The 14,032-nt window shown below is 72.0% G+C and carries 14 protein-coding genes; 12 read left to right on the top strand and 2 right to left on the bottom strand.

Annotation, left to right across the window (positions count from 1 at the left end):
* Positions 1-144: 144 nt before the first annotated feature.
* From GT042_RS23345 to GT042_RS23400, 12 genes are all read left to right on the top strand, one after another.
* Positions 145-972: an aldose 1-epimerase gene (locus GT042_RS23345; RefSeq protein WP_161310680.1), complete on the top strand. Its 828-nt coding sequence runs from the start codon at positions 145-147 to the stop codon at positions 970-972.
* Between the two features lie 65 nt (positions 973-1,037).
* Entirely contained in the window at positions 1,038-1,577 is a 540-nt protein-coding gene (gene pyrE / locus GT042_RS23350) for an orotate phosphoribosyltransferase (protein ID WP_161310681.1), read from the top strand.
* Positions 1,578-1,823: 246 nt separating this feature from the next.
* Complete coding sequence (fbaA, locus tag GT042_RS23355) at positions 1,824-2,855, top strand: class II fructose-bisphosphate aldolase (protein WP_161310682.1); 1,032 nt, start codon at positions 1,824-1,826, stop codon at positions 2,853-2,855.
* Positions 2,856-2,966: 111 nt separating this feature from the next.
* A complete protein-coding gene (locus GT042_RS23360; RefSeq protein ID WP_161310683.1) occupies positions 2,967-4,238 on the top strand; it encodes an aminotransferase class I/II-fold pyridoxal phosphate-dependent enzyme in 1,272 nt (423 codons plus the stop codon).
* A 24-nt stretch (positions 4,239-4,262) separates the two neighbouring features.
* The gene (locus GT042_RS23365; RefSeq protein ID WP_161310684.1) at positions 4,263-5,771 is read left to right on the top strand and encodes an MFS transporter; all 1,509 of its coding nucleotides are present in this window, start codon (positions 4,263-4,265) and stop codon (positions 5,769-5,771) included.
* 2 nt (positions 5,772-5,773) lie between these two features.
* Entirely contained in the window at positions 5,774-6,187 is a 414-nt protein-coding gene (locus tag GT042_RS23370) for a DUF3151 domain-containing protein (RefSeq protein WP_161310685.1), read from the top strand.
* Positions 6,188-6,386: 199 nt separating this feature from the next.
* Positions 6,387-7,055, top strand: coding sequence for a DUF3152 domain-containing protein (locus tag GT042_RS23375; RefSeq protein WP_161310686.1), 669 nt, complete (start codon positions 6,387-6,389; stop codon positions 7,053-7,055).
* A 135-nt stretch (positions 7,056-7,190) separates the two neighbouring features.
* Positions 7,191-8,114, top strand: a complete 924-nt coding sequence (locus GT042_RS23380; RefSeq protein ID WP_161310687.1) for a tryptophan 2,3-dioxygenase — start codon at positions 7,191-7,193, stop codon at positions 8,112-8,114.
* Entirely contained in the window at positions 8,107-9,384 is a 1,278-nt protein-coding gene (gene kynU / locus GT042_RS23385; RefSeq protein ID WP_161310688.1) for a kynureninase, read from the top strand. Before GT042_RS23380 ends, kynU begins: the two co-directional genes overlap by 8 nt.
* Before the next feature lie 193 nt (positions 9,385-9,577).
* A complete protein-coding gene (locus GT042_RS23390) occupies positions 9,578-10,483 on the top strand; it encodes an alpha/beta hydrolase (RefSeq protein ID WP_161310689.1) in 906 nt (301 codons plus the stop codon).
* A 445-nt stretch (positions 10,484-10,928) separates the two neighbouring features.
* On the top strand, positions 10,929-12,176 hold the full coding sequence (locus GT042_RS23395; protein WP_161310713.1) for a histidine kinase: 1,248 nt from the start codon (positions 10,929-10,931) through the stop codon (positions 12,174-12,176).
* Positions 12,173-12,832 (top strand): response regulator transcription factor, encoded by a 660-nt coding sequence (locus tag GT042_RS23400; RefSeq protein WP_161310690.1) that lies wholly within the window; start codon positions 12,173-12,175, stop codon positions 12,830-12,832. Before GT042_RS23395 ends, GT042_RS23400 begins: the two co-directional genes overlap by 4 nt.
* 160 nt (positions 12,833-12,992) lie before the next feature.
* On the opposite strand, the gene GT042_RS23405 is transcribed toward GT042_RS23400, so the two are convergent.
* The gene (locus GT042_RS23405; protein ID WP_161310691.1) at positions 12,993-13,274 is read right to left on the bottom strand and encodes a hypothetical protein; all 282 of its coding nucleotides are present in this window, start codon (positions 13,272-13,274) and stop codon (positions 12,993-12,995) included.
* Between the two features lie 104 nt (positions 13,275-13,378).
* On the bottom strand, positions 13,379-14,014 hold the full coding sequence (locus GT042_RS23410; protein ID WP_161310692.1) for an NAD(P)-binding domain-containing protein: 636 nt from the start codon (positions 14,012-14,014) through the stop codon (positions 13,379-13,381).
* Positions 14,015-14,032 lie beyond the last annotated feature (18 nt).

Here is a 14,032-nt window from a genome sequence, read left to right on the forward strand (position 1 = left end):
GGCCGGTACGCCCCCGTGCCCGCCCCCGAGGCCGCCGGGGCCGTCAGCGCCACGCTCCGGTGGATCGCGCCCGCCGCCGCGCTCGCCCTCGCCTCCGCGGTGGTCGTCGGGCGTGTCCTGCGGCGGCGCAAGTAGTGTCGGAGGGTGACTAGCAGCGATGAGAGCATCCGACTGAAAGCCGGCGACGCCGAGTTGACCATCGACCCGGAGAACGGCTGCCGGATCAGCAGCCTGCGGATCGACGGGACGGAACTGCTGCGCCAGGGCGAGCGGTTCGGCTGCTTCCCGATGGTGCCGTGGTGCGGCCGGATCGAGAACGGCCAGTTCCGCACCGGTGACGTCGTGCACCAGATGCCGTTGAACTCCGGCCCGCACGCCATCCACGGCACCGGCCGCGACACCAGCTGGCGGGTCGCCCGCACGAGCGGGACCGAGACCGAGGGCCGGGCGGCGGCGACCGGGAGCAGGGCCGCGTTCAGCTACGACCTGACCGAGCCCTGGCCGTACAGCGGACGGGTCTCCCAGACCTTCGAGCTGTCCGACGACTCCCTGGTCCTCACGATGGGGGTGGAGACGTACGACTCGTCGTTCCCCGCCCAGGCCGGCTGGCACCCGTGGTTCCGCCGCAACCTCGGCAACGGCGACGTACACCTCGACTTCAACCCGGCCTGGCAGGAGGAGCGCGGCGAGAACTCGCTGCCCACCGGCCGCCGCATCGAGCCGGTACCGGGCCCCTGGGACGACTGCTTCGGGATGCCCGAAGGCGTCGACGTCACCCTCACCTGGCCCGGACAGCTGCGGCTGAAGGTCACCAGCCGCGAGGAGTGGGTCGTGGTGTACGACGAGCAGGACGAGGCGGTCTGCGTCGAACCGCAGTCGGGCCCGCCGAACGGGCTGAACACCGCGCCCCGCCTGGTCACCCCGCTGGAGCCGCTCGAAGTGTCGGCGAAGTGGAGCTGGCAGCGGCTCTGAGCGGGTCGGCGGCGGCTCCGAGCGCACCGGCGACCCCGCTGACCGGCCGGTCTAAGCTCGTGACCATGACTGACGTACGCGCTGAACTGCTCCAGCAGATCAAGGACATCGCCGTGGTCCACGGCAGAGTGACCCTCTCCTCGGGTCTTGAGGCCGACTGGTACATCGACCTGCGCCGGATCACGCTGGACGGTCACGCCGCGCCGCTGGTCGGCCAGGTCATGCTGGAGACCACCGCCGAGCTGGACTTCGACTGCGTGGGCGGGCTGACGCTCGGCGCCGACCCGGTGGCCACGTCGATGCTGCACGCCTCCGCCGCGCGCGGGAAGCGGCTGGACGCGTTTGTGGTCCGCAAGGCGCAGAAGGCGCACGGCATGCAGCGCAGGATCGAGGGCACGGACGTCAAGGGCCGCCGCTGCCTGGTGGTCGAGGACACGTCCACCACCGGCGGCTCGCCGCTGACCGCCGTGGAAGCGGTACGGGAGGCGGGCGGCGAGGTCGTCGCGGTCGCGGTCATCGTGGACCGGGGCGCTGCGGCGACGGTGCGGGAGGCGGGGCTCCCGTACCTCCACGCGTACACGACGGCCGATCTCGATCTGGCCTGAGGCCCCGCCGGAAGCTTCCGGGACTCCGGCCTGAGGCTCCTGCGGTGTCTGTCACCTGCCGGTGTCTGTTACCTGCCGTGACCTGGGCCTTTGCCGGTACGGGGGCCGTTTCACGTGAAACGGCCCCCGCTCAGGGTCGAGCCCGGACGAGAGTCTGGAAAGATGGGGCCGACGATGACGTCGCCCCACGACATGCCCCCGGTCAGGGACTAGTCCTCACACCCGCACATCACAAGGAGCGGCCCGATGCCCATCGCAACCCCCGAGGTCTACAACGAGATGCTCGACCGGGCGAAGGCAGGCAAGTTCGCCTACCCGGCCATCAACGTCACCTCGTCCCAGACCCTGCACGCTGCGCTGCGCGGCTTCGCGGAGGCCGAGAGCGACGGCATCATCCAGATGTCCACCGGTGGCGCGGAGTTCCTGGGCGGCCAGTACAACAAGGACATGGTGACGGGCGCCGTCGCGCTCGCCGAGTTCGCCCACATCGTCGCCGCGAAGTACGACATCACGGTGGCGCTGCACACGGACCACTGCCCCAAGGACAAGCTCGACACGTACGTCCGCCCGCTGCTCGACGTCTCCGCCGAGCGCGTGAAGGCCGGCCGTAACCCGCTCTTCCAGTCGCACATGTGGGACGGCTCCGCCGAGACGCTCGCCCACAACCTGGAGATCGGCTCCGAGCTGCTCGCCAAGGCCGCCGCCGCCAAGATCATCCTTGAGGTCGAGATCACCCCGACCGGTGGCGAGGAGGACGGCGTCAGCCACGAGATCAACGACTCGCTCTACACCACGGTCGAGGACGCGCTGCGCACCGCCGAGGCCCTGGGCCTGGGCGAGAAGGGCCGCTACCTGCTGGCCGCGTCCTTCGGCAACGTGCACGGCGTCTACAAGCCGGGCAACGTCGTCCTCCGCCCGGAGCTGCTCAAGGACCTCCAGGAGGGCGTCGCCTCGAAGTACGGCAAGCCCTCGGGCAGCCAGCCCTTCGACTTCGTCTTCCACGGCGGCTCGGGCTCCTCGGCCGAGGAGATCGCCACCGCGCTGGAGAACGGCGTCGTGAAGATGAACCTCGACACCGACACCCAGTACGCGTTCACACGGCCCGTCGTGGACCACGTGTTCCGGAACTACGACGGTGTGCTGAAGGTCGACGGCGAAGTCGGCTCGAAGAAGACCTACGACCCCCGCACCTGGGGCAAGCTCGCCGAGGGCGGCATGGCCGCGCGGGTCACCGAGGCGTGCGCCGCGCTGCGCTCCTCGGGCACGAAGATCAAGTAGCGGATCAAGTAACGGATCACACAGCGGATCGAGCAGCAGGCACCAGCTCAGCACCCGGGCCCGGTATCCCTCACGATGCCGGGCCCGCGTCATGCCCGGAGGGACCTCACCATGGGCCACGTGGACTTCGATTTCGACACCGCCATCGACCGCACCGGCACCTGGTCCGTGCAGTGGGACGGCGTCGCGGACCGCTTCGGCGCGGCGGCGGCCCACGGGATGCTGCCCTTCACCATCTCCGACATGGACTTCGCGTCGCCGCCGGTGGTGCTGGACGCGCTGCACCGCCGTATCGCGCACGGCGTGCTCGGCTACACGGACTGGCGCAACGACGACTTCCTGTCGGCGGTACGGCACTGGTTCGCGAGCCGGTACGACACCGCGATCGACACGGACCGGCTGGTGTACGCGCCGTCCGTGCTCAACCAGCTCTCCCAGCTGCTGCGGATGTGGACCGGGCCGGGGGACGGGGTGGTGGTCCACACGCCGACGTACGACGGTTTCCTCAAGGCGATATCCGGGCTCGGGCGCGAGCTGCGCGGGGCGCCGGTCGGCGACACGGCCGCTCTGGAGCGGCAGCTCGCCCGGCCCGGCAGCAAGGTGCTCCTGCTCTGTTCGCCGCACAACCCGACCGGGCGGGTGTGGACGGAGAGCGAGCTGACGGAGTTCGCGCGGCTGGCGGAGGTGTACGGGGTCGCGGTGATCAGCGACGAGATCCACGCGGACTTCCTGCACGCGGATTTCCTGCGCGAGGACGTCGTGCACGAGGACGTCGTGCACGAGGACTTCTTCCGTGACGGCCCCGCCCCCGCCCGGTCCCGTACGGCGGGTACGCCCCGCGCCCGCCACCTCCCCTGGACCCGCTTCGGATCCGGGCGCTGGGCGCTCATCACCTCCGGCTCCAAGGCCTTCAACTTCCCCGCGCTGAGCGGTTCGTACGGCATCATCGGCGACCCCGCCGACCACGCCGCGTTCGTCCGCCGGATGGCGACCGGCGAAGGGCTCGAATCGCCCGCCGTGCTGGCGCTGACCGCCCACATCGCCGCGTACCGCGAAGGCGCCCCCTGGCTCGACGCCCTCAACACGTACGTCGAACAGAACCTCCTCCTGCTCGCCGACCGGCTGAACACCGCCTTCCCCCAGCTCGCCTGGCGGCCCCCGGAGGCCGGCTACCTCGCCTGGATCGACCTGCGCCCCCTCGGGATCGACGACGACCCGCTCCAGCGGGAGCTGGTGGAGCGCGAGAAGGTCGCGATCATGCGGGGTTCGACGTACGGGGCCGGCGGCGACGGATTCGTACGGCTCAACGTGGGGTGTCCGCGCGCCAAGGCGGAACGGGGTGCCGACGCGCTGATCCGTGCGCTCGGGAGGCTCGCCAGCTGACCTCCCGGCAGGGATGATCCGGGTATGGAGATCAGGCTGTCCTCGGCCAAGGGCCGCTGGATCATTCTCACGACGGTGCTCGGTTCCAGCATGGCCCTGCTGGACGGGACCGTCGTCAACGTGGCGCTGCCGCACATCGGGGACGACCTCGACGCGACTCTCTCCGCCCTCCAGTGGACCGTCAACGCGTACACACTGACCCTCGCCGCGCTGATCCTGCTCGGCGGTTCGCTCGGCGACCGGTACGGGCGGCGCAGGGTCTTCGTGATCGGGGTGGTGTGGTTCGGGCTCGGCTCGCTGCTCTGCGGGGTCGCGCCCAGCGCCGATCTGCTGATCCTCGCGCGGGCGTTGCAGGGCATCGGCGGGGCGCTGCTCGTCCCGGGCTCCCTGGCGATCATCCAGGGGAGCTTCCACCCGGACGACCGGGCGCGGGCCGTGGGCGTGTGGTCGGGGCTCGGCGGGGTGGGCGCGGCGGTCGGGCCGTTCCTCGGCGGCTATCTCGTGGACGGGCCCGGCTGGCGCTGGGTGTTCCTGATCAACCTGCCGCTGGCCGCGATCTGTGTGCCGGTGGCGCTGCGGCACGCCCCGGAGTCCAGGGACCCGGCGCACCACGGCCGGTTCGACGTGACGGGCGGGGTGCTGGGCGCGGGGGCGCTGGCGCTGGTGACGTACGCGCTGATCGCCAAGGAGCTGTGGGCGGGGATCGCGGGTGTGCTGGTCGCGGTCGGTTTTGTCCTGTACGAACACCGCAGGCCCGACCCGATGCTGCCGCTGTCGATCTTCAAGTCGCGCCTGTTCACCTCGGTGAACCTGGTGACGCTGTGCGTGTACGCGGCGTTCGGCGGGTTCTTCTTCCTGGGCTCGCTCCAGCTCCAGGTGGTGGTGGGGTACTCGGCGCTGGGCGCGGGCGCGGCCCTGCTGCCGACGACGGCGCTGATGCTGCTGTTCTCGGCGCGGTCGGGGGAGCTGGCGGGGCGGATCGGGCCGCGCATCCCGCTGACGGTGGGGCCGCTGCTGTGCGCCGGCGGGCTGCTGCTGATGCTGCGGGTCGGCCCGGGTGCCTCGTACCTCGCGGACGTCCTGCCGGCGCTGCTGGTGCTGGGCCTGGGGATGGTGACGATCGTCGCGCCGCTGACGGCGACGGTACTGGCGTCGGTGGAGGTGGGGCGCGCGGGGCTGGCGAGCGGGATCAACAACGCGGCGGCCCGCGCGGCGGGTCTGCTCGCGGTGGCGGCGCTGCCGCTGATCGCGGGGACGAGCCCTGAGGCGTTCCGGTCGGCGACCGAGTTCAACCACACGTTCCGTACGTCGATGCCGCTGTGCGCGGGGATCCTGGCGGTGGGGTCGGTGATCGCGTTCCTGACCGTACGGACGCCGAAGGTGGCGGAAGCGGGGGCGCCCGGCGATCACGAGCGGTCCGAGCAGCCGGAGTGCAAGATCCACTGCGGGTTGTCGTCGCCGCCGCTGGAGCCGGTGCGGGAGGCGGACCGTCCGGCGGCGGACGGCGGCCCGGCGGCGCAGGGCAGACTGTAGGCATGGCCATTCACAAAGATCTTCTCGGGGGGCCGCCCCCCACCGAACTGCCCGACGATCCCGAGCCGCGCGAGCTGCTCGCCAACGGGACCTCGCCCGCCGACGTCGCCGCGAAGTACCCGACCTCCTCGCTGGCCTGGGCCCGGCTCGCCGACGACGCGTTCGAGGGCGGGCGGGTCGTCGAGTCGTACGCGTACGCCAGGACCGGGTACCACCGAGGGCTCGACTCGCTGCGGCGCAGCGGGTGGAAGGGGCACGGCCCGGTGCCGTGGGAGCACGAGCCGAACCGCGGCTTCCTGCGCGCGCTGCACGCGCTCGGCCGGGCGGCGCAGGCGATCGGTGAGCAGGAGGAGTACGAGCGCTGCTCGACGTTCCTGCGCGACTCGTCGCCGCTGGCGGCGGACACGCTGGGCTGAGCCCGGCCCGTACGTGCGCCGAATCCCGCCCGCTCGTCCGCTGAAATGCGCTGAAACCCGCTTGTCCGATGCGACCCGCTCGTCCGCTGAGAGCTGATCGCGGTTCGATAATCATTGAACGAGCAACCTCGCGAAGGCCCGCCCCGTCTCTCCCGGGGGCGGGTCTTCGTGATTTCCGGTGCGGGAGGGGCTGAGGTGAATGGCCGTGGTGACGTGGGAACGCCGTGGGCCGCGCGGTCGCGCGCTGCTGTTCGGTCTCTGCCTGGCGGTCCTGATCGGCGCCGGCGCCTCCCTGGGCTCCTGGCAGCGCGGCCCCGAGCCCGCCACGTTCACCACCGCGCGGGCACACGGCAGCCCGGTCGGTTCCGGCACCCCGCGCCGCTACCTCGTACAGGTCGAGACCGGTACGGGCCTGTCGGCCGACCGCGCGGCCGGCGAGATCCAGCAGATCCTGGCCGACCCGCGCAGCTGGGCCGCGCACGGGCGCGGCGCCTTCCAGCTGGTCTCCGAGCACGCCGACTTCGTCATCAGGATCGCCACCCCGGCCACCGCCGACCGGCTCTGCCGGGCCGAGGGGCTCGACACCCACGGTGAGCTGAACTGCGAGACCTCCGAGGGCGTGGTGGTCAATCTGCGGCGCTGGACGGAGGGCTCGCCCACCTTCGACGGGCCGGCCTCCGACTACCGGCACCTGATCATCAACCACGAGATCGGCCATGAGATCGGCATCCGGCGGCATCTGGCCTGTCCGGGCCCCGGCCGGCCCGCGCCGGTGATGATGCAGCAGATCAAGGGCCTGGACGGCTGCCGGGCGAACGCCTGGCCGTACGACAAGAAGGGGACGTACCTCTCGGGGCCCCCGGCCTGACGGTCCTCGCGGGGCTCCTGTGGCCTGGCGGAGCCGTGCGCCGGGAGCCGGATTATGATGCGAACAGGGGACCGGAGCTCCGAGACGAACGGAAGGGGCGGACCGCTACCCGGTAGCAATATCGAGGAGACAGCAATGTCGCACGCCCCCGATGCCTCCGGATCCGCGGGTTCGGACACGCCGCATTCGGACACGCCGCATCCGGACACTTCGCACTCGGACACTTCCCCTTCGCACTCTTCCCCTTCGGACACCCCGCATCTCGACTTCGCGGGCACCACCCCGTACGAGGACTACGTCCAGGCGGACGTCCTCACCCACCTCCAGCACCCCCTCTCCGACGACCCGGGCGAGATGGTCTTCCTCGTCACCACCCAGGTCATGGAGCTGTGGTTCACGGTCATCGTCCACGAGTGGGAGACCGCGTCCCGCGCCCTGCGCGAGGACCGGATCCAGGTCGCCGTGGACGCGCTCAAGCGGTCCGTACGGGAGCTGGAGGCGCTCAACGCCTCGTGGAAGCCGCTCGGCCAGCTGACGCCCGCGCAGTTCAACTCGTACCGCAGCGCCCTCGGCGAGGGCTCCGGTTTCCAGTCCGCGATGTACCGGCGGATGGAGTTCCTGCTCGGCGACAAGTCGGCGTCGATGCTCGTACCGCACCGGGGCGCCCCGCGCGTCCACGCCGAGCTGGAGAAGGCCCTGCACGAGCCGAGCCTGTACGACGAGACGCTGCGGCTGCTCGCCCGGCGCGGGCTGCCCGTGCCCGGCGCGGTGGTCGAGCGCGACCTCTCGCGGAAGTACGAGCCGTCGCCCGAGGTCGAACAGGTCTGGGCCGGGATCTACGCCGACGCGGACCAGCACACCGAGCTGATCAGGCTGGGCGAGGCGCTGACGGACGTCGGTGAGCTGGTGTGGCGCTGGCGCAACGACCACCTGGTCGCCACGCGGCGCGCGATGGGCTCCAAGACCGGTACGGGTGGTTCCGCCGGGGTTGCGTGGCTGGAGAAGCGCGCGACCAAGAACGTGTTCCCCGAGCTCTGGACGGCCCGCAGCCATGTCTGACACGACCCGTACCGCGGCTTCGGACGCCCCGACCGCTTCCCTCGCCGCACGAGCCGCCGCCCTCGACGCGGCCGACGAACTGGCCGCCTGGCGGGACCTCTTCGCGCTCGACGACAACTCCGTCTACCTGGACGGGAACTCGCTCGGCGCGCTGGCCCGCCACGTACCCGACCGGATGCGCGACGTCATCAGCCGCCAGTGGGGCGAGCTGCGGATCCGCTCCTGGACCGAGGGCGACTGGTGGACCGCGCCCGAGCGGATCGGCGACCGGATCGCCCCGCTGGTCGGCGCCGGACCGGGGCAGATCGTCGTCGGTGACTCGACGAGCGTGAACGTCTTCAAGGCCCTGGTGGCCGCCGTCCGGCTGCTCGACCCCACGGACCCGGCGCGGGACGAGATCCTGGTCGACGCCACGACGTTCCCCAGCGACGGGTACATCGCCCATTCCGCCGCCCGGATGACGGGCAGGCCGCTCGTCCCCGTCGACCCGGCGGAGCTGCTGGGCTCGCTGGGCCCGCGTACGGCCGTCGTGCTGATGAACCAGGTGGACTTCCGTACGGGGCGGCTGCACGACCTCCCGGGGATCACCGCCGCCGTGCACGAGGCGGGGGCGCTCGCCGTCTGGGACCTGTGCCACAGCGCGGGCGCGCTGCCGGTGGGGCTGGACGCGCACGGCGTGGACCTCGCGGTGGGGTGCACGTACAAGTACCTGAACGGCGGGCCCGGTTCGCCCGCGTTCCTGTACGTGGCCCGGCGCCACCAGGCCGCTTTCGACTCGCCGCTGCCGGGCTGGACCTCGCACGCCGATCCGTTCGCGATGGCGTCGGACTTCGAGGCGGCGGACGGCGCGACGCGGGGCCGGGTCGGTACGCCCGACATCCTCTCGATGCTGGCGCTGGAGGCGGCGCTCGACGTCTGGGACGGGGTGCGGATCGAGACCGTACGGGCGAAGAGCCTGGCGCTCACGGACTTCTTCCTGGAGTGCGTGGAGGCGTACGCCCCGCCGGGGCGGGTCAGCTCGCTGACCCCTTCGGCGCACGCGGAACGCGGCAGCCAGGTCGCCCTGCGCTGCGCCGAGGCTCCGGCGGTGATGGACACGCTCATCGCGCGCGGGGTGGTCGGCGACCTGCGCAGGCCGGACGTGCTGCGGTTCGGCTTCACGCCGCTGTACGTGGGATTCGCGGACGCGGAGCGGGCGGCGCGGGTGCTGGGCGAGGTGCTGGCGGAGGTCCCGGCGGAGGTCCCGGCGGAGGTCCCGGCCGGGGGGTGACGCGGCTGGCGTCCGAGGGTGACGGGGCCGTCGTCCGGCGGGCTGCACGGCCGCCGTCCGGCAGCTGGTACGGCCGCCGTCCGGCGGATGACGTATCGGGCGCCGCCCGGGGATGTGATCGACTCCGGCTCCGACTGGTACCGTCCCGGCTGATCAGGTCAATTCGCATCCTGCACCGAGAGGTTGGAGCACCATGCCGGACCCCGGCGCGCACGATCCCGTGGTTCGTGACGCAGCAGAGACCGAGTCGGCCTTCTCGCACCCGGTCGTCCCGCCCGACGCGACCGCCGCGTACGGAGATCACCCCGATCAGGTGATCGACTTCTACGCGCCCCGGGGCAACCAGGAGCGGGTCCCGCTCGTCGTGGTGCTCCACGGTGGGGCGTGGCGCGCGCGGTACGACCGTACGCATCTCACGCCGTTCGCGGACTTCCTGGCGCGCCGGGGCTTCGCCGTGGCGAACGTGGAGTACCGGCGCGGCCCGGCCATCCCGCACCAGGGCACGGACACCCCGCAGCCGGACACCGACCGTCCGGCGGCGGGCCGCTGGCCCGAGACCTTCGACGACGTGGCCGCCGCGATGGACGCGCTGCCCGCCCTGGTCACGGCGGCCGTACCGCAGGCCGACGCCCGCCGGATCGTGGTGACCGGCCACTCGGCGGGCGGTCACCTGGCGCTGTGGGCGTCGGCCCGCCATGTGCTCCCCGAGGGCTCCCCCTGGCGGCTGCCGCACCCGCCGCCCCTGCGCGGGGTCGTGGCGCTCGCCCCGATCGCGGACCTCGTGCGAGCGGCGGAACTGGACGTGTGCGGCGGCGCCATCGTCCAACTCCTCGGCGGCGAGACCCACTTCGAGGAGCGCCGCCCGAGCGCCGACCCGGCGTACCTGCTCCCGACGGGCATCGCCACGGCGGTGGTCCAGGGCCGCACGGACCTGACTGTGCCGTACGAGGTGGCGGAGGCGTACGTGGACGCGGCGGCCAAGGCGGGCGAAACGGTGGGCCTGACGCTCCTCCCGGACGTGGGCCACTTCCCCCTGATCGACCCGTCGGCGGACGCGTGCGCGGTGGTGGCGGAGGAGATCGCCCAACTGGCGTGGTGAGGCGAGGGCCGGCGGCACCATCAGGCTCGTCCGGCACGGGCGGGTCCCGCCGGGTGCGGTGACGCCCGCAGCGCCACTATCAGCCCGTCCCCGGCGGGTCCCGCCGGGTGTGGTGACGGCCTGCGGCGGCGCCATCCGGCCTGTCGGCCACTGGTGGGTCCCGCCCAGGCGCGGCGACGGCCCGCAGCGCCGCTATCAAGCCCGTCCGGCGATTGAGGACAATCAGTGACCCGCAGGCCACCGCACCGGCCACCGCACCGCCCACGCCAGGCGTTCCGGCAGGGCCCCGCCCCCCTGGTCCTCCCTCCACCCAGCCCGTAGTACCTACGACGGACCCGCCAGGATCCGCTTCCGTGGTGACGACCCCCACGCCGGCTCCGCCTACCTTGGCAGGGTGACCGAGACAGAGACCGGGAAGACCCGGAGCCCCGAGTTCCGCCTTGCCATGGACGCGATCGGCGGCCTGCGCGAGGACCTCTTCCACGACGCCTTCGCCTATCGTCCGCTCAAGCCCAGGCGGACGGACGGCCCGCTCACCCGCCGGCTGCCCGGCCGGATACGTGAGTACGCGGCCTGGCTGCCGCACGCCGTCGTCGCGCTGGCCGCGCTGATCGTCTGTTTCGTCGGAATGTCCGACGAACAGTCCCTCCTCGGCGTCCTCCCCGCCGTCCCGCTCCTGATGACGCTGGTCAGGCCCATCGGCGCCTGGTGGCTCTCTCTCGCGGTCTCCGCCGTCCTGAGCGTCCTCGGCGGGACCTACGACAACTGGCCCTGGACCCCCAGCGCCTTCGCCGGATACCTCTTCGTGATCACGGTGGTGGCACTCCGCACCCGGCCGCGCACCGCCGCCTGGCTGTGGGTGTGCACCGCGCTGTACGCGACGTTCGCCACCGTCTTCCTCGGCGGGTACGGCGGCGGCGCCACCTCCGCCCCCATGCTCTTCCTCTCCGCCCTGGTCCTCCTCACCGTGACCGTCCTGCACGTCCGCCGCGAGGCCGAGCAGGAGGTCGCGATCCAGCAGAGCGTCACCGCCGTCGAACGCGACCGGCGCACGCTCCTGGAGGAGCGCACCACCATCGCCCGTGAGCTGCACGACGTCGTCGCCCACCACATGTCGGTCGTGGCGATCCAGGCGGAGGCCGCGCCGTACCGGGTGGAGAATCCGCCCCCCGAGCTGGAGAAGGCGTTCGCCACGATCCGCGAGAACGCCGTCGCCGCGCTGACCGAGCTGCGCCGCGTCCTCGGGGTCGTACGGGCGGAGGACTACCAGGCGCCCGACGCCCCGCAGCCCACGCTCGCCGACCTCGACGGGCTGCTGGCCAACGTGCGGGACGCCGGGCTGGCCGTGGAGAAGACGGTGACCGGCGCGGTACGGGAGCTTCCGCAGGGCGTCGAGCTGTCCGCGTACCGGATCGTCCAGGAGGCCCTGAGCAACGCGCTCCGGCACGCGCCCGGGTCCACGGCACGCGTCGAGATCAGTTACGTCCTCGGCGGGCTCGGGCTGCGGATCGTCAACACACCACCGCGCGGGCTGGTGAAGCCCTCGCCGGGGGCGGGTCACGGCATCACGGGGATGCGGGAGCGTGTGACCATGCTGAACGGTGAGATGACCGCGGATCTCCAGGAGGACGGCGGCTACGAGGTCGCGGCGTTCATCCCGGTGACCGCCGTGAAGGACGGGGACGCGGCGTGACCATCAGAGTGCTGATCGTCGACGACCAGGTGATGGTCCGCGAGGGTTTCTCGGTGCTGCTCAACGCGATGCCGGACATCGAGGTGGTCGGCGAGGCGGTGAACGGGCGCGAGGCCGTCACGCAGGTCGCCGCCCTGGACCCGGACGTCGTCCTGATGGACATCCGGATGCCGGAGCTGAACGGGATCGAGGCGACCCGCGAGATCGTCGCGGCGGACGCGGCGGCGAAGGTGCTGGTACTGACGACGTTCGACCTGGACGAGTACGTGTACCAGGCGCTGCGCGCGGGCGCTTCCGGCTTCCTGCTGAAGGACGCGTCGGCGCGCCAACTGGCCGACGGGGTACGGGTGGTGGCCTCGGGCGAGGCCCTGCTCGCCCCGACGGTGACGCGCCGCCTGATCACGGAGTTCTCGAAGCTCTCGGAGACCCCGCGCCCCCCGGCCCTCGCCCGCGTCGGCGACCTCACGGAGCGAGAGACGGAGGTACTGGTCCTGATCGCCCAGGGCCTGTCGAACGCGGAGATCGCGGAGCACCTGGTGGTGGCGGAGTCCACGATCAAGACGCACGTGAGCCGCGTCCTGGTGAAACTGGGCCTGCGCGACCGCACGCAGGCGGCGGTGTTCGCGTACGAGGCCCGGCTGGTGACCCCGGGCTAGCGGGGCTTCCGGGCGGGGGATCCGTACGAGGCCCGGTTCATCCACACCCTGTGGACAAACCGGTCCCGTACGGCGGCGAGGGGCGGTCTTGGCCACCGATGCCCCAGCCGCCGATGCGGCCACCGATGCCCCGGCCACCGACGCCCTCGCCGTCGATCGTTCAGTTGCCGATGCCGGAGCTGCCGATCCCGGAGTTTCCGATGCCGGAACTGCCGATGCCCGTGTTGCCGAGGCCCGCGTTGCCCACGCCCCAGTTGGCGACACCGGAGTTGCCGACGCCGGCGTTGAAGGCGCCCGAGTTGCCCACGCCGGTGCTGAAGGCACCCGAGTTGCCCACGCCGGTCGGCCACATGTCGTGCGCACCGGCCACGCCGGCGCCGCAGAGAGCCAGGGCCGCCGCGGTACCCAGCGTGGCCGTCACACGGAGAAGAGCTGAACGCATCGTCACGTACCTCCTGATAGGGGACTGATTGCGACTATTCGCCCCTATCTCTAGCACGCTCCGGTACGCCGCCCCGCCCGATACCGGACGCGGGACCGCATCCGTCAACCGTTTGCCCCGACGGGAAGTTCGGTGACGCCGAGCGCGAAGTCCACGTTCCCCACCCCGTGGTTGGCGAGGCCCACCGCGACCACGCCCGCTCCTTCCAGCCAGTGCGCCATTTTCAGGCCGCCGACGTCCAGCGGGCGCAGCCCGAGGCTCTCGACGAACGCCGACACGCGTGCCTTGGCCCGAGCATCGTCGCCGGCGAGGAAGACGTCGGGCCGGCCCGTCTCCAGGACACGACGGAAGACGGTGTTGAACGCCTTCACCACGTGGGCGCCGGCCGGGGCCGCCTTGGCGACTTCCCGCGCGATCGAGGTCTCCTCGCGATGGGCCAGCCCGTCGAACGTGGAATTGAACGGATTGCTGATGTCGACGATGACCTTGCCCGCGAGCGAGTCCCCGTACTGGGCGACGGCCGGCACGACACCGTCGTACAACAGGGCCACGATGACGATGTCCCCGGCCGGGACGGTGCCCCATTCGCCCGTCGTGGCGCCGCCGCCGAGAGCCTGGGCCAGGGCGGCGGACTTGGCCCGGTCGCGGCCCATGACCTCGACGGTGTTGCCGCCCGCCAGGGCCCGGGCGCCGAGGGTGCGGGCCATGTTCCCGGTGCCGATGATGCTGATGTCGGTCATGCGATGTCCTGTCCTCGC

The sequence above is a fragment of the Streptomyces sp. SID3212 genome, assembly GCF_009865405.1.
In the GTDB taxonomy this organism is placed as follows: Bacteria; Actinomycetota; Actinomycetes; order Streptomycetales; family Streptomycetaceae; genus Streptomyces.